The sequence below is a fragment of the Actinokineospora alba genome (assembly GCF_004362515.1).
GTDB lineage: Bacteria > Actinomycetota > Actinomycetes > Mycobacteriales > Pseudonocardiaceae > Actinokineospora > Actinokineospora alba.
This window is the reverse complement of sequence record NZ_SNXU01000001.1, coordinates 3955113-3971466: the sequence shown is the minus strand read 5'-3', so window position 1 is coordinate 3971466 and position 16354 is coordinate 3955113. Positions and strand designations below refer to the sequence as shown.

Below are 16354 nucleotides of genomic sequence, written 5' to 3'. Positions count from 1 at the left end.
CGTGGGCGACCGCCACCGCGACTTCCCGTTCCCGTTCGCTCAGCCCGGCTACGCGCTCATCGCGTTCGTGCACGCCGTCAAGGGTGCCTCGCTGTCCGGCACGCATTCCAGTCGAAAGCCCGCCGCCGTCGCGAGGATGGCTTCCGCCACCTCGGCTGTCCGCTCCCCCCGGAACCGGAACCGTGCCCCGACGTGCTCATACCCGCCGACCTTGGGAATCCGATAGCCGACCGGGGGCACGATCCGGGCATAGGGCGCGCCCTCGATGTCCGGACGCGATTTCGCCGCCACCACCCGGCACGGTGCCGCCACCGGGGTGGGCACCAGCAGCCAGCCGCCGACGCGGGCCCCCTGCTCCCGCGGAGGGAGCGACGGGAGCGACGGGACCTCGCCGAGCTGGATCGCCATGGCCGCGGCCATCAGGTCCACGCCATGAACCTCGCGCCACAGGAAGGGGATCTCCGCTCCGCCCACACGGTTCCCCGCCTCCAGGAAGGTGACTCGCGGGGTGCCGTCCAACTCCGCGCCGACGAAGACCTCAAGGTGGAACACCCAAGGCTGACTTCCGCCCAGCGCCGCGCCGACTCCCGCGGCGAACTCGCCGATCGCGGCCAGCAGGACGGGATCGTCCTCCTCCACCGAACCCAGCATCGCGCCGGTGGTGAAGTCGACGCAGGTGTTCAGGTACCGCGAGGCACGCCACGGGCCCAGTTCGGTCCCGTCCCAGAGCCCGTCGACGTGGTAGATCGGGTCGCCGCAGTAGGTCTGCACCAGCCGGGGCTCGGTGGCGTCGACCGCCGCGAGATCCGCGGGGCCGTCGAGCCGGAGGACGCCGCGGCTGGCGGTGCCCAGCCGCGGCTTGACGATCAGCGGCCAGCCGTGTTCGGCGGCGAAGGCAGCGACCACCTCGGCGTCGGGGGCGTCGGCGAAAGCGGGGGCGCGCAGGCCTGCGTCGGCGACGCGGGTGGTCATCGCCAGCTTGTCTCGGAACGGCGCGAGTTCCGCCCGCGTCTGACCAGGACAGCCGAACAGGCCGCGAACCACGGCCGCGGTGTCCAGGTCGCCCTCGTTGAGCGCCACGACGCGGGCGGGCGGCCCGTGTCGCTCCACCAGTTCGGTGACGGCCTGGAACACCGCCGGGAGGTCGTCCGTCGCGGCGACCTCGACGATGTCGGCCACGTCGGCGGGAACGGACTGCCGTCCCATGGGCGTGGTCACGTAGCTCACCCGGAACGCGGCGTGATCCAGGTATCGCGCGTAGAGGGCGTGGCTGTCGCGCCACCGGTGGATGACCACCACGTGCTCAGACATAACGACTCCAAGGTCCTATTCGGATTTCCGGCGCGGCGCGCCACGACGCTCCACCACCGCCGTGCACACCGTGATGACCAGCACCAGCGCGATGCCCGCCAGGATCGCCACTTCCGGTGTCGTCACGGTCAAAGCGCCCCCGGCGAACGCGCCGCTGACGCTGTAGCCGAGGCAGGAAGCGGCGTAGATCAACGAGAATCCCGCTCTGTGCGCGTAGTCCGGCAGCACTTCACGCAGCGACAAGTTGCGCGCCAACACAAGGCACGACATGGCACCGCCCGCGACCAGCAGGCCCGCCCCCACGCCCAGGACGTGCGGAGTCACCGCCGCCGCCACCAGGCCCGCGCTCATGACGAGCGTGAACCACAGGCACTGCACGCGGTAGCTGCCGGGCCAGCTCCGCCTGCCATATCCGACCGCGCCCAGCGCGCCCACCAGCGAGAAGCCGACGAGCAGCGGACCCGCCCAGCCGACGGCGATGTCGCGCTGGTGCAGGAGCGCGACCAGTTCGAGTTCGGCGAGCGCCATGAGGAAGTACACGGCCGCGGCGGTCACATAGATGGGCCAGGCGCCCGCCAGGGTGCGGGCCATGGCCGGAGCGCCGCCCGGGCCTCGGGTCGAGGGCTTCGCCGACGGCATGAACACCACCGCCCCGGCGCCCGCCGCCATCATCGCGCCCGCCACGACCAGCGGCGCGCCCGCGGCCACCTGCAATGCGAGGAAGCCGACCAGCGCGGGCGCGACTGAGAAGACGATGGTCCCGTGCACCCGTGCCGCGGCGAGGGCGCGGGCGACGTCGTTCTCCTGGCAGCGTTCCACCAGGATGGCCTGCAGTGAACCGGGCGCGTTGGCGGGCGCCAGCCCGGCCACGAACGCGAGCAGCGCCAGGACCACCATGGGCGCTTGGCCCGCCACGCCGAGCACTATGAGCGCGGTCGCGCCGACGAGCAGGCCGCCGGGCAGTTGGTGACGGGACCGCGGGGAGTCGGCCCCGATCGCGGACAGCGCGGCCCCGATCATCTCGCCGAGCACGAAGATCCCGGCCAGGATCGCGCCGAGTTGGTATCCGTCCGGCTGCTCGCGGACGAGGAAGACCAGCGCGAGCGGCGTCATCGCACCCGGGACGCGGATCGCCGCCGCGGTCGCCGCCCATGTCTGAAAGCCGCGAGAGGCGACCGAGAACGGGGGCGGAACGATCTCCGCGGTCACCCTGGTCGTCAAAGCGACCGCCCGGTGAGCGCGTCCGCGAGTACCCGCACCATGCGGGAGAGCAGTTCGTCCGTCGTCGCGAAGTTCATCCGGACAAACCCTCGACCCGGTATGCCGCAGTCCGCGCCGTCGACCACAGACAACCCCGCCGCTTCCGCGATCAAGTTCGCTGCCCTGACCGGGCTCGGCAACAGCCCGCGAAGGTCCAGCCAGGCCAGGTAGGTCCCTTCGGGCGGCAGATACCGTGCGGACGGCAGGTGCTCGCCGAGGAGTTGCCCCAGCAGCGACCTGTTCCGGTCGAGATAGGTGAGCACCGCCTCGAGCCAAGGCCTGCCGTGCCGGTACGCCGCGACGGTCGCGACCGCGCCCAGCGTCGACGTCCCATCGGTGGCGAGTCGCCCCAACCGGCCCCACCGTTCCCGGTCGGCATCGTTGCTGAGCACCACCTGGGCACACTTCAGACCGGCCACGTTCCAGGCCTTCGACGCCGACGTGGCGGTGATCGCATGGTCCGCGGCGGCTCCTGACACCGAGGCGTACGGGACATGGCGGTTGCCGCTGTAGACCAGCGGCGCGTGGATCTCGTCGGCGAACACCCGGCCACCGTGGTGGGTGACGACCCGGCTGATGGCGGCGAGTTCGTCGGCCCGCATGACCCTTCCCACGGGGTTGTGGGGGTTGCAAAGCAGCAGCAGGTGCCCGCCCGCGGTGAAGGCTCGGTCCAGTGCGTCGAGGTCGTAGCGGTAGCGGCCCGCGGACAGGGTCAACTCGACTTGGATGACCCGCCGTCCCAACAGTTCGGGGAGAGTCAGAAACGGTGTGTAGGCAGGCACCGGGACGATCACCGGCGACCCTGGCCGGGAGAAGTGCTCGATCGCGATGTGCAGCGCCCGAACGACATCGGGCACCGGGTGGACGTCCCCGGCCTCCACGTCCCACCCGTAGCTGTCCCGCTGCCACGCGGCGCAGGCGGCGGCGAGCTCGCTCGTCAACGCGGGCGGCAGGTAGCCGAGCAGGCCGTCGTCCACCGCGGCCTTGATCGCCGTCGCGACCGGCGCCGCGGTGCCGAAGTCCATCTCGGCGGCGCCCGCCCCCAGCAGCCCCGGACCATCGACTGTCCACTTGAGATGGCCGGCCGCCCACAGCGACTCCGCGCTCACCGCGCCGAAGTCGGGCAGCAGCGTGCTCACCCGCACGCCGACAGCCCGCTTACGACGTCTCGGAACGCCGCTTCGAGCGCGTGGTTGCGCTCCTGTGACGGTCCGATGATGAGGCACTCCGCGGGCTCGACGAGCGCGGGATCGGCGGCCAGGACCACCACACCTTCGTGCGCTTGCCTGCTGAAGAGGAGGTCGTTGTCACCGAGCACCTTGAGCAAATCGTTGAGTGGGACCGGGTTCACGTCTCGCAGATTGCGCACGAAGTGCGTGTCGGCGTATCGCGGGCCGAGCAGGCGCTCGCCGACCGCGTGCAGCGCCAAACCACCGCCCCAGCGTGCGTTCGACTCGTTGAAGATCAGTTCGCCGGTCTCGGCTTGGAGCGCGTCGATATTGATGTAGCCGCGGTATCCGAGCTGTGCGGCCGCCATCGCGAACCGCATCGACCACGTGAGCGCACTGGCCAGCGTGAAGGCGGGCACGTCGGCGGGGAGCTCCAGCCCGACCCAGGCCAGGGACGTGGCTTCCGGGTCGGACTTCGGCGCGAGCTGGACCGTTCCCGAGTTGAGGAACACCGGGATCGCGTCCTCGCCGATCAGGTACTCGAAGTAGAACATCCGCTCCGCGGGGTGATAGCTCTCCACAGTGAGGACATGGCTCGACTCGTAGGTCGTCTCGGCCCAGATCGACCTGGCCAGTCCGTCGACGTCGTCCCCGAGCGCCCGCACTTCCCGCACGCCCGCCAGCGGACCGACCGTGCCGGTCGTGACCGCGATGTTCCCGTTGCCGCCACCGGCGTTGTCCTGCTTGATGATCACGGTGCCGGTGCGCTCGATGAGCCTCGGGATGGCCCGGGCGAGGGCCTCGGGCGAGCTGACGACGGCGCCCGCGGGCAACGGCACACCCGCGCCCGCGGCCAGACGTCGGAAGTGGGACTTGCGGTTGAGCAGCTCCGGGCCACGTTGTGCGGCGAAATCCCGGCAGGGGTAGGCGACGTCCAGCAGCCCGGCCAGTTCGGCGGTGCCCGCGGTGGCGAGGCACGGCACGAGTTCCCAGCTCACGCCGTCGCCGAGGACCGTTCGCAGTCGACTGACGAACTCCTCCGACACCACGGCCTCATCGGTGAGGAACCCGTCCCACGCCAGGACGCGCAGCGAGTCGGGCTCGAGTCCCAGCGTGTCGCAGAGGTACTGCCGGAAGTCGTCTTCGACCGCACAGGGAACGACAACCGTGTCGCCGGCCTCGGCGAGCCACAGCAGTCGCAGACCAGGCACGACAGCAGGCTGCTCCGCCGTGTCGGGATAGTCCGCCCACAGGTTGATCAGGATGATTCGAGACATTGACAGCGTTGCCCCTCGTTGGATGTGACGGGTCGTCATTCAGTGATCTTGTGCAGGCCCGCGGCGATGCTGGCTTCCCAGTTCTTGCCGTCGAAATCGACGTACTCGACGTTCTCCGCGAAGCCCAGGTCGAGACACCGGGCGTTGACACTGAAGAAGCCGGTCGGGTGTGACCGAGGCCGATAGAAGGGCATGATTCCGCACACCGAGCAGAACGTGTGGTCGGCGATACGGTTGCCGAAGCGGTAGGGCTTGAGGAACTCCTGGCCCTGGTGCAGTTGGAACCGTTCCTCCGGGATCATCAGCTCCTGATGGCCGGACATGTAGCAAATCCCGCAATTGCACTGGGTGACCGTCAGGTTGTAGCTGAGCAGAACGGAGAACTTCACTCCGCCGCAGTGGCACTGGCCGTCACGCCAGGTGCGGTTCGCCGTGGCCGGTTCGGCTTGGTCGATCATCGTGGTTTCCTCCACTCACTACGACTGGTCTGGTTCGGCGGGAGCCCGTCTGGTCACGTTGAGGCTCTTGACAAGTCCGATGTGGAATCCGAGGTAGGAGTCGGACTGGATGGGATGCGGTTCGGGCATCGCCTTGTGCAGGCGGTGAAGGTTCAACGTCGCGACAGCCGGATACCGGTGGTGCTCGGCGTGGTAGTTCCCGTTCCACAGGACGAGTCGGAACAGCGCGTTCGAGCGAACTGTCCGGGTGTTGCGTTCGATCTCCGGGACGCCCCACAGGCCGTAGTGCTCAGGTAGGCCGGTGATCCGCATGACGACCGCCGAGATCAGGAGCGGAAGCCAATAGACAGCAAGGAGAACGTGGGGAGCGAACCAGGTGAGGACGACGGCGAGCACGAGCCAGGCGCAGATCGCCACGTTGTCCGCCCGCGAATCCCGTCGCCGGTCGTCCTTGTTGACACTGGCCGGGAACTCGTTGCGCCAGGTCCTGGCGATCGTCCTGGCGTTGTAGCGCCAGTATGCGATCGCGGACAGCGAGTACAGATAGGAACGAAGCGTGTGGAACTGCTTCGGGCGTTCGGTGTCTCCCGGCACGCCGGTGAACCGGTGGTGCACCAGGTGGTCGTACCGGTAGTTGGTGAAGTTGAGGAGAAGCGGCGTGCACCACGCGGCTCCCATGATCCGGTTGGCCCGCTTGGACCGCAGGTGTGAGCTGTGCACGCAGTCGTGGGCGGCGTTGATGAAGCCCGACATGACGAACCCGAGCACCACGGCCACCGCGACCGTCACGACGGCACCGCCGACCAGCGCCACCGCCATGCCGCCGCCGACGAAGGCCGCGACGATCACGACGACGTAGGCCGCCACCCGCCCACGGACCGCTTTGGCCAGGCTGCTCAGCAGTGCCTTGTCCAGACCGCCTCGCGCTTCGGTCGTCGTCATCGCTCGCTCCGAGCTTCGGGGAGGTCGAGCTCCATCGGCAACTCGATGTGGGCCGCGAGGGAATCGAAGGGGTGTGAGACGTGGTCGACAGTCACCGGCTTGCGGGTGAAGAAGATCAGCATGTCCCGGGTGGCCTCCCGCCGCGGATCGCGGGCCACGACCGGCGACAGGCTGTGCTTGCGCTCGTTGTCGACGACCAGCAGGGTGTCGAGGAACTCCTTGTGCTGGTGGGCGCCCAGGGTCAGTGCGGGATCGACGCTGTCGGCTCGGGTCCCGTTCTTCTCCCTGATGTCGTGGAGGAACGTGACGGCGCTGTCGTCGGCCAGGTTGTCACCGCCGATGAACGTCGTCATCGTGTGGTCAGCGCCGTCGCTGTGCACGCCTTCCAGAGCGGGCTCGCCGACAAGATCGGGGGTGGTGATCGTCCGGACGTGGAACAGCGTGGAGATCCACTCGTCGCGGTCGTAGTCGAGGTTCGGGCGCGGCGCCGTCTCGACCCCGCCGAAGATGAGGTGGTTGAAGACGAGGAGCGCGTGCAGGACGGAGTTCGACTGCAGATCGCCGTCGGTCTCCGCGAATCGCCGGACCATGCCGGAGTCGTGGCGGACGAAGTTCTCGGCCGCGGTCAGGATGAAGGGCTGGAACTCCCCGCGGTAAACCCGCGACTTGGCCGGGCTGTAGCAGTAGCGGCCGCTCCTGGTGAGCCGGAAGGGCAGCGTCGGGTCCATGGGCAGCCGGTCGCTGATCGAGCTCAGCCGCGCGAAATCCGATTCCGTCGCGCCAAGGGCACCCAGCAGGTCGACCATCGTGGCCCCGCTGACGAAGGCCGAACGGTTCGCGACGTACTGCGACTTGAGGTGCGCGATCTCGTCCAGTGCCGATTCGAGCTTCTTGCTGTTCATTCCGTTTCACCTATCCCTGAGCCGGGGCCGGACACGACCTGAGGTCCGTCCGGTGCCTGATCTGAATGCGCTTGAGGTGCCGTTTGGGGTCGGAGAACGCGTTGCGCGAGTGCAGGACCCGCCAGTTGTCGAACTGCACGAGGTCGTTGCGCACATAGCTGACCCGGTGGTGCCCGCCGTCCCACTCCCGCATGATCTGGGCCCGGAACGACGCCACGACCTCGTCCGGCTGCTTCAGCACCAAGTTGTTGCAGGAGAACCGAAGCAGTTCGATCCCCTCGACGGTCTCCAGCATCGGGTGGGTGGCTCGCTGGCCCAGCCCGATCCGGCGCAGCCCTTCGCTGGCGACCCAGTCGAACCGGCTCTCCTCAAGGTGACTTCGCGCCGCGGCGGACATGCGGTCGGTCACCGGGCGGGCGTCGAAGAGAGTGGTCTCGCCACCCGCACCGGTCGGCGGAGTCACGCACCAGAGGGCGAGATAGCGCGGCGGGAGTCCCGGGAACTCGTAGCCCTCGGTGTGCGGCAGCAGCGACCGCTTGTTGGACCCGTAGTAGACGTCGTCCATCCCGGTTTCCGGGACGATGTCATCGATCAGCTTCCCGGATGGACCTGGGTAGAACGCGCCGAACCGGGCGAGGAACGAGGCGTGGTCGAAGCTGTCCGGAAGGTCGACGGCGTGCACGAATCCGTACTTGTCCAGAATATTGCGGTATTCGGCTTCGAAGGCCTCGGTGTCGCCCGCGTGGCCCGCGTAGGAGATGACGTTGTCGATGACGTTCATTCGCTCTCTGTCCTCACGTCGATCCGGATCGCTTCGGCGACCAGGTGCTCGCAAAGCGCGACCGCGCTGTCGGTGTCGTCGGCGCGCACCGCGAGGTACGCGACCCGGTCCCAGTTGTCGCGCAGCGGGCGGATGGTGTCTCCGGGCGCGACGGACACGTTCACGTCCAGCACGTCCGGGCGCCGCTTCAGTTCGTCGACCCCGGTGATCGCGGTGACCGTGCCCGGTTCGGGCAGCACGAAACGGGTGCACGCCGCGCCGGTCGGCTTCGGCCGGTCCGGCAACTCCTCGACGAGGCCGAGCGGCCAGCCGACGCCGTAGGCGACCAGGTCGATCCCGTAGGCGCCGATGACCAGGTCGGTGAGCCCGCCGCCGCCGTTGCGGGTGTGCGACTCGATGACGACCGGCCCCTGGCTTCCGAGCCTGAACTCGGTGTGCGTCGGACCGTCGGTCACCCCCATCACGTCGAGGAACTCCGCTGTCGCCGCGACCACCTCGTCGTAGGTCTCGGGGTCCAGGCGCGCGGGCAGGGCGTGGCCCAACTCGACGAAGTTGGTCTGGTCCTGGAGCTTCTCGGTGACCGTGACAATGGCGTGCCGACCGGCGAAGCTGCAGGCCTCGACGCTGAACTCGGGCCCGTCGACGTAGGCCTCCATGAGGAACTCGCGGATGACGAACAGCTTCAGCCCCCGGTCGGTGCGGGTGCCGAGCAACTGCTCGATCCGCTGCCAGACCCGGTCGATATCCGCCGCGTCCTCGACCTTGAGCAGGCCGAAGCTGGCCGCGGTGTCGGTGGGTTTGACGATGAACGGGTATCCGGCCCGAGCCCCGAACTCGACCAGGGAGCCCCGATCGGTGGCCAGCCCGAAGTCCGTGGAGAGTCGACCGCCGTGTGCGGCGAGTTCCCGGCGCATCCAGGCCTTGTCGCGGATCCGGCGGACGACCTCATAGCTGTTCGCCTGGAAGCCGAAGTGCTCGTTCAACTTCGCCGCGGTCTCCAACCCGCCCTCGGTGAGCGAGAGGACCGCGGCGAAGCCCCAGACTTTGTGGGCGGCCTCGGCCAGCGGCCACACCGTCTCCCAGTCGGTGTAGTCCAGCATCAGCAGTGCGTCAGCGTGGCGGGTCTGGTGTGGGTTGAGGTGGTCGGGATGCTGGATCAGCACGACGGTCAGGCCGAGCGCTTTGGCCCGGTCCAGGTGCTCGTCAGTGCCGCCGACAAGCAGCGCGGTCTGGCTAGTGGGCACCGTGGGGTCCTCTCTGGTCTGGTTCGCGGCAGCCCGAACTGGCGATCTCGCCCTGGGGGCGGATCACCGCGTGGTTTCGCGTGGGTGTGGGTCGGTCAGGAACGTGGAGGACGGCGGTGAACCGGGCGCGCGTCGGCGCGGTGAGAGCGCACAGCAGCAGGCTGTTCGCCTTGGCGAGCGCGTCGATCTGACAGGTGGTCCGGAGGAAGAGCACCACCCCGATGGTGCTCCCCACCGTCTGGACGCGGACGTGTTCGAGCCCGTGTTCCGCAGTGGCGTGCGCCCACAGCACCGCCTCGACCTGCTGGGCCGCGGCCGCCGTGCCCGGCTTCAGCCCGGTGTCCACAAGGGTGGCCCGGACCGTCAGCATTTCGAATCGGTCCTAGCCGGTGGCGCCGGCAGGCGTGGGGGCGTTGGGCGTGACGGTCACGGGCGGCTTGCCGTCCCAGCCGATGCCTCCCGGACGCTCGGTGGCGACGGCGGCCTGGATCGTGATACCCGACAGCACCAGGGTGAGCGCGGCCGCGGCGAGCAGGCGGGCGGTCTTGGGCATGGATCTTCCTCCAACGAGTCCTGAAAGGATGTCTGACGGACGCTCGACCCGGGGACCTGTCGTCCCGGTGTTCCGTTAGGACCATCCTGTGGCAGACCGGGTGCCTGGGGAAGGCGAATCGGGCTTCCCAATCCGGCCCGGCCGCTTCAGGACGTGGGCACCCCGAGTTCACTCATAAGCCCCCGGCACGGACTGCCCGTTCGGTAGAATCTTCAACGGACCCGCAGGGGGCGGTGTCCTGACTGTGACGATGCCTGGGGGCTGCGGTCGTGCTGGACAAACTGGGGTTGGACCCTGCCGCGGAGACGATCTATCGCGCACTGCTCACCGACCCGCATGACGGTGTGCCGCAGCTCTCGCGCAGGCTGAACCTGTCCGAGACCGCTGTCCGGGAAGCCCTCGACCGGCTTGCCGACCTGCAACTCCTGCGTGCCTCGCGGGACGCGCCAGGCACCCTGCGCCCGGTCAGCCCCGAGCTCGGCCTGGAGCTGATCGTCCGCCAGCAGGAGCTGGATCTTCAGCGCAGGCAGCGCGAACTCGAACTGAGCCGGGCCGCCGCCGCCGCGGCCATCGCGGAGTACGGCGAACTGCGGCCGAACAGTCCGACCGAGACCTCCGAGCGTCTCGTCGGGATGGACGCCATCGAGGCGAAGCTGGAAGTCCTCGCCGCCGAGCTGACCACGGAGTGCCTTTCGGTCATGCCCGGGGGCGCCCAGTCCGCGGCGAGCCTCGACGCGTCCCGCCCGCTGGACGAAAGCGCGATCGGCCGTGGCGTCGCCCTGCTGACCCTCTACCAGGACAGCGCCCGCAACGACCCCGCCACCCACGCCTACGCCCGATGGCTGACCGAGTTGGGCGGCCTGGTCCGCACCTGCCCCACGCTCCCGCCGCGCATGGTCGTCTTCGACCGCACCGTCGCCCTCGTGCCGATCGACCCCGCCAACTCCCGGCTGGGCGCGCTGTGCACACGCGAGCCCGGAATCGTCTCCTCCCTGGTCGCGCTCTTCGAACGCACCTGGAGCGACGCCATCCCCCTGGGTATCGACCGCGCCTCCGACGTCGACACCGGTCTCAACGCGATGGAGAAGGAAGTCCTGAGCCTGCTCGCCACCGGCCTGACCGACGAGGTCGCCGGACGCAGGCTCGGCGTCTCATCGCGCAGTGTCCGCCGGCAGATGGCCGCGCTCATGGACCGTCTCGGCGCCTCGAGCCGCTTCGAGGCGGGCCTGAAGGCAGCGCAGCGCGGCTGGCTCTGACTCACCGCGCCCCGACTGAGCTCGTCAGCTCGCCTGCTCGCTGCGCCAGGCGGCCATGCCCAGGACGATCAGCCGTAGCTGTCCCTCGGCGACCGAGACCACGTGCGCTCGGTCGTCCGGGTGGTCCCCGACGTCGAGCAGCGCGGTCACGATGGACATCATCGCGCCGACCATCAGGTCCGCGCCCATCCGCAGGTCCTCCGCCGACCAGTCCGCCAAGCCGGGGAACCGGCCCAGGTCGATCGCCAGCTCACTGCCCAACAGCCGCAGTTCCGCCGCGATCGCGCGCCGCACCGACGGGACGTCGCCATGGCGTTCGCGCAGCAGGAAGCGGAACTGGGGGCCGTGCTTGCCGACCTGCTTGACCAGGATCTCCACCGACCCGCGGATGGCGTCGCCCGCGGGGCGCTTGCGGGCGTCGCGCAGCATCGCGCGCAGGGGGCGCATGGCCTCCTCGACCAACTCGACGCCCAGTTCGTCCATGGACGCGAAGTGCCGGTAGAACGCCGTGGGCACGATGCCGACCTCGCGGGTCACCTCGCGCAGGCTCAGGCTCGCCAAGCTCTGCTCCGCCCCCAGTGCGGCGTCCAGCAGCGCCTGTCTCGTGCGCTGCTTGCGTTCCTGGCGGGTTCCGCCCGCGTCCACTGCCACGAGTTTGAGAGTACGGGTGTTCACCGTCACATCCGATCCGCGTTGACAACAACGCTCCGCCGCGCTGGACTTTTGAGTGTACGCATGTACACCCAACAAGGAGGTCGTGGTGCTCACCACTGGGCTGAGGTTCCTGGAGGCCCTGGCCACGCCGCATGGCGTCGACCGGTACCTCGAACTGATCCATCCGATGCTGACCATCCGGGAACTGCGCGGTGAGGTGACAAGTGTTCACCGAACCACCCGGGACACGGTCACGCTGACCATCCGCCCCACCCGCCGGTGGCGCGGTTTCACCGCCGGCCAGTACGTCCGGCTGTCGGTCGACATCGACGGCGTGCGCCGCGCCCGCTGCTACTCCCCCGCCACCTCCCAGCACCGCGACGGGCACTTCGAGCTGACCGTCAAGGCGCACGAGAGCGGCCTGGTCTCCCGATGGCTGCACGCCAATGCCCGCCCGGGCCTGATCCTCGGGCTCTCGCAGGCCGAAGGCGAGTTCACCCTGCCCGCCGAGCGCCCGGACAAGATCCTGCTCATCAGCGGCGGCAGCGGCATCACCCCGGTGCTGTCGATGCTGCGCACCCTGAGCGACGAGGACTACCAGGGCACCGTCACCTTCCTGCACTACGCCTACACCGAGGCCGACGTGCCGTGCCTGGAGCAGCTGCGCGACCTCGCGGCGGACAAGCTCGTCCTCGCCTACACCGACGCCGCGGGCGGCGACCTCGAAGGCTTTTTCGACGAGACCCACCTGCGCAAGGTCGCGCCCTGGTTCGCCGAGGCGCAGACCTACCTGTGCGGACCGCCCGGACTCATGAAGGGCGTCCGCGACGTCTTCGCCGACCTCGGCGTGAGCGACCGACTGCACACCGAGGACTTCGCGCCCGCCCCGATCACCGTCGACGCGGCCGACGCGACCGGGGATGTCACCTTCGCCCGCAGCCACCGCACCGCGCCGAACTCCGGGGCGACGCTGCTGGAGCAGGCCGAGGCCGCGGGACTCAAGCCCGAGCACGGCTGCCGCATGGGCATCTGCTTTTCCTGCACCCGCGTCAAGACCGAGGGGTGCGTCCGCGACGTGCGCAACGGCGCGCTGTCCACCGATCCGGACGAAGAGATCCAGCTGTGTGTCTCCGTCCCCGTCGGCGACGTCGCCATCGATCTCTAAGGAGACCCACCATGTCCGTAACCACACTCCCGAAGCTCAGCAAGGCCCAGTTCGACTCCCTCGGCCGCGAACTCGACGAGCTGCGCCAGCGCGTCATCGACGACCTCGGCGAAGCAGACCGCAAGTACATCTACGACGTGATCAAAGTCCAGCGGACGCTGGAAGTCATGGGCCGCGGCCTGCTGTTCGCCGGGTTCTTCCCGCCCGCGTGGGTGCTCGGCGTGACCGCGCTGTCGGTGTCGAAGATCCTCGACAACATGGAGATCGGCCACAACGTCATGCACGGCCAGTACGACTGGATGCGTGACCCGGCGCTGAACTCGAAGATGTTCGACTGGGACACCGTGGCGCCCGCGGAGAACTGGAAGCACTCGCACAACTACATCCACCACACCTACACCAACATCCTGGGCAAGGACCGCGACATCGGTTACGGCGTCCTGCGGATGGACGAGGGCCAGAAGTGGAACCCTTACTACCTCGGCAATCCGGTGTACGCCTGCCTGCTCATGGTGCTCTTCGAGTGGGGCGTGATGCTGCACGACATGGAGACCGAGAAGCTCCTCAGCGGTGAGAAGAAGTGGTCGGAGACCAAGGGCGTCCGGCAGCGCATCTGGCAGAAGGGGCTCAAGCAGACCCTCAAGGACTACGTGCTGTTCCCCGCGCTGACCGGTCCGATGTTCCTCACCACGCTGGCGGGCAACGCGACCGCGAACCTGGTCCGCAACGTGTGGGCGTTCTCGATCATCTTCTGCGGGCACTTCCCCAGCGGAGTGCAGACCTTCACCGAGGCGGAGACCGAGAACGAGTCACGCGGGCAGTGGTACTACCGGCAGATGCTCGGCTCGGCCAACATCAGCGGCGGCCCGCTGTTCCACCTCATGTCCGGCAACCTGTCGCACCAGATCGAGCACCACCTGTTCCCGGACATCCCGGCCCGGCGCTACCCGCAGATCGCCCCCGAGGTCCGGGCCATCTGCGAGAAGTACGGCCTGCCATACAACACCGGCGGCTTCAGCAGGCAGCTCACGTCGGTTTTCACCAAAATAGTGCGTCTTGCCCTGCCGGACAGCCTTTGGGGCAGCCCTTCCGGCCCGCCTGCGGGTACGGTCGGCAGTGGCCGCGCGGTGCGTGCGGCATGAGAGGAACGGGGGCCGACATGGTCAGCGAATTCGAGACCGCGAAGGACACCGTGCAGGAGCTGACGGAGTCCGCCGCCACCCACATCGGGCACATCGCGACGATCATCACCGGGGCGGTGCGCGACGTCGCCCGGGAGATCGGTTCGTGGGCGACGGACGTGATCGAGATGCGCGACGCGGCCGAGCGCGCGAAGGCCGACCACGCGCCGCTCGTCATCGACGAAGACCGCTGATCCGCGCTCAGTGAACCGAAGAGAACACCTTTGAGGATTTGGCTTCCTCAAAGGTGTTCTCTTTGCGCGTGGTGGTGACGTTGCGCTGGACGGATGACTCCCTCCGGGTCCACCTTCCGAGGGCTCGTCCCGGCATTCCTTGTCTGCGACGCTTGATTGGTCCGTACTGTCCAGCTAGGAGTGACTTATGCGCACCACGGCAAGACGATTCGGCATGTTGCTCAGCGCCACCGCACTGAGCCTCGCACTCGCGGCGCCAACAGCCTCCGCGGAGCCGGAGACGACAGCGGGCGGCGACTATCCGTGCTGGTATGACCACCACTACCACGGTGGTTTGTTCGGCCTGGTCGACCATCTCCTGTTCGGCGGCCACCACTACTGGTGGCACCACGGCCACGGCTGGTGCCCTTGGCCGGTGAACTGACACCGGCGGCCACAGGCCCGTGCCTCGTCAGATGAGTGAGGGCACCATCGCATCGATCAGGTGCGGGCCTGGCTCGGCCAGCGCGCGGCTGAACTGCTCGGCCAGTTCCTCCGCCGTGGTGGCCCGGCTCGCCGGAACTCCCATACCCTCGGCCATCTTCACGAAGTCCATGTCCGGTGTGGACAGGTCGAGCAGCGAGTTCGCGTTCGGGCCCGCCCCCTCGGCGCCGACGCGCATCAGCTCCATCCGCAGGATGGCGTAGGCGCGGTTGTTGAGGATGACCGTGGTGACGTTGAGGTTCTCGCGTGCCATCGTCCAGAGCGCCGAGATCGTGTACATCGCGCTGCCGTCGGACTGCAGGCACACCACGGGCCGGTCGGGACACGCGATCGCGGCGCCGACACCGACCGGGAGGCCTTGGCCGATGGCGCCGCCGGTCAGGGTGAGCACGTCGTGGCGCGGCGCGCCCGCGGTGACCATCGGAATCATCAGGCCCGAGGTGTTGGCCTCGTCGGAGATGATCGCGCCCTCGGGCAGCAGCGCGCCGATGACCTCGGCCCAGTTCTGCGGGGTGAGCACACCGGAGGGCAGCGCGGGCCGAGAAGGCTCCTGCAGCACCGGTTTCGCGTCGGCGGCGACGCTGTCGGCGAGGCTTTCCAGCGCGGCCGCGACATCCTCGCCGAGGTCGGCGAGCGTGTGCACCTTGCAGCCCTCGGGGGTCAGCTCACTGGCCTTGCCCGGGTAGGCGAAGAACGACACGGGGGCCTTGGCGCCCACCAGGATCAGGTGTTTGACGTCGGTGAGCTGCCACTGGACCTGCTCGGACAGGTAGCCCATCCGGTCGAACACGGGCAGGCCCGCGCCCCGCTCCAGCCGCGCGGGGAAGGTCTCGATCAGCGGCTTCGCCCCGGTGGCGACCGCGATGCGGCTCGCGGCGAGGAGTCCGCGTTCCCGGGTCGCTCCGGCGCCGAGCAGGATCACCGTCGACTCGCCGGACCGCAGTACATCCGCGACGGCGGCAATCGTCGAGTCGTCCACTATGGACGGAGCGGGCGGCTCGATCGGCGACGCGACGACGCCGTCGGGACCCCAGGAGACGTCGGCGGGCAGCACGAGGTTGGCGATGCGCCCCGGCGCGGTGCGCGCGGCGGCGACCGCCTCGGCGGCGTCACGGCCGATCACGGCACTGTCGGTCGACGTGCGGTTCCACCCGTGCGTCCACTCCGACAAGGCGTCGATGTCGGACTCCAGCGGCGCGTCGAAACCCTTGTGGGACAAGGCGTGGTCACCGATGACGTTGACGATGGGGGTATGCGCGCGGCGGGCGTTGTGCAGGTTCGCCATGCCGTTGACCATGCCCGGCCCCAGGTGCAGCAGGGTCGCGGCGGGCTTGTCCGCCATCCGGCCGTACCCGTCGGCGGCGCCGGTCACCACGCCTTCGAACAGCGCCAGCACACCGCGCATCTCGGGCACGGAGTCGAGTGCGGCGACGAAGTGCATCTCGGAGGTGCCGGGGTTGGCGAAGCACACGTCGACGCCCCCGTCGACCAGCGTGCGGATCAGTGACTGTGCGCCGTTCATGA

General features: G+C 68.9%; 18 protein-coding genes. 5 read left to right on the top strand and 13 right to left on the bottom strand.

Features of this window, described 5'->3' with window-relative positions; translation table 11 throughout:
- Window positions 1–48: 48 nt before the first annotated feature.
- From C8E96_RS18310 to C8E96_RS33365, 11 genes are read right to left on the bottom strand one after another with little or no spacing between them, the layout of a single operon-like run.
- The gene (locus C8E96_RS18310; protein WP_091371970.1) at window positions 49–1311 is read right to left on the bottom strand and encodes an ATP-grasp domain-containing protein; all 1263 of its coding nucleotides are present in this window, start codon (window positions 1309–1311) and stop codon (window positions 49–51) included.
- A 15-nt stretch (window positions 1312–1326) separates the two neighbouring features.
- Window positions 1327–2532, bottom strand: a complete 1206-nt coding sequence (locus tag C8E96_RS18305; protein ID WP_133794564.1) for an MFS transporter — start codon at window positions 2530–2532, stop codon at window positions 1327–1329.
- Window positions 2529–3710, bottom strand: a complete 1182-nt coding sequence (locus C8E96_RS18300) for a MalY/PatB family protein (RefSeq protein WP_228769753.1) — start codon at window positions 3708–3710, stop codon at window positions 2529–2531. Before C8E96_RS18300 ends, C8E96_RS18305 begins: the two co-directional genes overlap by 4 nt.
- On the bottom strand, window positions 3707–5017 hold the full coding sequence (locus C8E96_RS18295; RefSeq protein ID WP_091371976.1) for a preATP grasp domain-containing protein: 1311 nt from the start codon (window positions 5015–5017) through the stop codon (window positions 3707–3709). The genes C8E96_RS18300 and C8E96_RS18295 overlap by 4 nt, the downstream gene beginning before the upstream one ends.
- A 35-nt stretch (window positions 5018–5052) precedes the next feature.
- A complete protein-coding gene (locus C8E96_RS18290; protein WP_091371979.1) occupies window positions 5053–5475 on the bottom strand; it encodes a GFA family protein in 423 nt (140 codons plus the stop codon).
- 18 nt (window positions 5476–5493) lie between these two features.
- Window positions 5494–6417 (bottom strand): fatty acid desaturase family protein, encoded by a 924-nt coding sequence (locus C8E96_RS18285; protein WP_091371981.1) that lies wholly within the window; start codon window positions 6415–6417, stop codon window positions 5494–5496.
- On the bottom strand, window positions 6414–7319 hold the full coding sequence (locus C8E96_RS18280) for a 2OG-Fe dioxygenase family protein (RefSeq protein WP_228769754.1): 906 nt from the start codon (window positions 7317–7319) through the stop codon (window positions 6414–6416). The genes C8E96_RS18285 and C8E96_RS18280 overlap by 4 nt, the downstream gene beginning before the upstream one ends.
- A 10-nt stretch (window positions 7320–7329) precedes the next feature.
- Window positions 7330–8100, bottom strand: a complete 771-nt coding sequence (locus tag C8E96_RS18275; protein WP_091371984.1) for a TauD/TfdA family dioxygenase — start codon at window positions 8098–8100, stop codon at window positions 7330–7332.
- Window positions 8097–9344: an ATP-grasp domain-containing protein gene (locus C8E96_RS18270; protein WP_091371986.1), complete on the bottom strand. Its 1248-nt coding sequence runs from the start codon at window positions 9342–9344 to the stop codon at window positions 8097–8099. The genes C8E96_RS18275 and C8E96_RS18270 overlap by 4 nt, the downstream gene beginning before the upstream one ends.
- Complete coding sequence (locus C8E96_RS18265; protein WP_091371989.1) at window positions 9334–9714, bottom strand: hypothetical protein; 381 nt, start codon at window positions 9712–9714, stop codon at window positions 9334–9336. Before C8E96_RS18265 ends, C8E96_RS18270 begins: the two co-directional genes overlap by 11 nt.
- A gap of 12 nt (window positions 9715–9726) precedes the next feature.
- Window positions 9727–9897, bottom strand: coding sequence for a hypothetical protein (locus C8E96_RS33365; protein ID WP_166658041.1), 171 nt, complete (start codon window positions 9895–9897; stop codon window positions 9727–9729).
- 269 nt (window positions 9898–10166) lie between these two features.
- Between C8E96_RS33365 and C8E96_RS18260 the strand changes: the two genes are divergently transcribed.
- Entirely contained in the window at window positions 10167–11153 is a 987-nt protein-coding gene (locus C8E96_RS18260; RefSeq protein ID WP_091371991.1) for a helix-turn-helix transcriptional regulator, read from the top strand.
- 24 nt (window positions 11154–11177) lie between these two features.
- Here the strand turns inward: C8E96_RS18260 and C8E96_RS18255 are convergent, their stop codons facing one another.
- Window positions 11178–11828, bottom strand: a complete 651-nt coding sequence (locus C8E96_RS18255) for a TetR family transcriptional regulator (protein WP_228769755.1) — start codon at window positions 11826–11828, stop codon at window positions 11178–11180.
- Between the two features lie 85 nt (window positions 11829–11913).
- On the opposite strand from C8E96_RS18255, the gene C8E96_RS18250 reads away from it, so the two are divergent.
- The 4 genes from C8E96_RS18250 (at window position 11914) to C8E96_RS18235 (ending at window position 14771) form a co-directional block, all read left to right on the top strand.
- A complete protein-coding gene (locus tag C8E96_RS18250; protein WP_228769756.1) occupies window positions 11914–12972 on the top strand; it encodes a ferredoxin reductase in 1059 nt (352 codons plus the stop codon).
- Window positions 12973–12983: 11 nt separating this feature from the next.
- Window positions 12984–14114: a fatty acid desaturase family protein gene (locus tag C8E96_RS18245; RefSeq protein ID WP_091371993.1), complete on the top strand. Its 1131-nt coding sequence runs from the start codon at window positions 12984–12986 to the stop codon at window positions 14112–14114.
- A gap of 17 nt (window positions 14115–14131) precedes the next feature.
- Complete coding sequence (locus C8E96_RS18240) at window positions 14132–14347, top strand: hypothetical protein (protein ID WP_091371994.1); 216 nt, start codon at window positions 14132–14134, stop codon at window positions 14345–14347.
- Window positions 14348–14534: 187 nt separating this feature from the next.
- Window positions 14535–14771, top strand: a complete 237-nt coding sequence (locus tag C8E96_RS18235; protein WP_133794562.1) for a hypothetical protein — start codon at window positions 14535–14537, stop codon at window positions 14769–14771.
- 27 nt (window positions 14772–14798) lie between these two features.
- On the opposite strand, the gene C8E96_RS18230 is transcribed toward C8E96_RS18235, so the two are convergent.
- Window positions 14799–16352 (bottom strand): acetolactate synthase large subunit, encoded by a 1554-nt coding sequence (locus C8E96_RS18230; protein ID WP_091372000.1) that lies wholly within the window; start codon window positions 16350–16352, stop codon window positions 14799–14801.
- Between the last annotated feature and the right edge of the window lie 2 nt (window positions 16353–16354).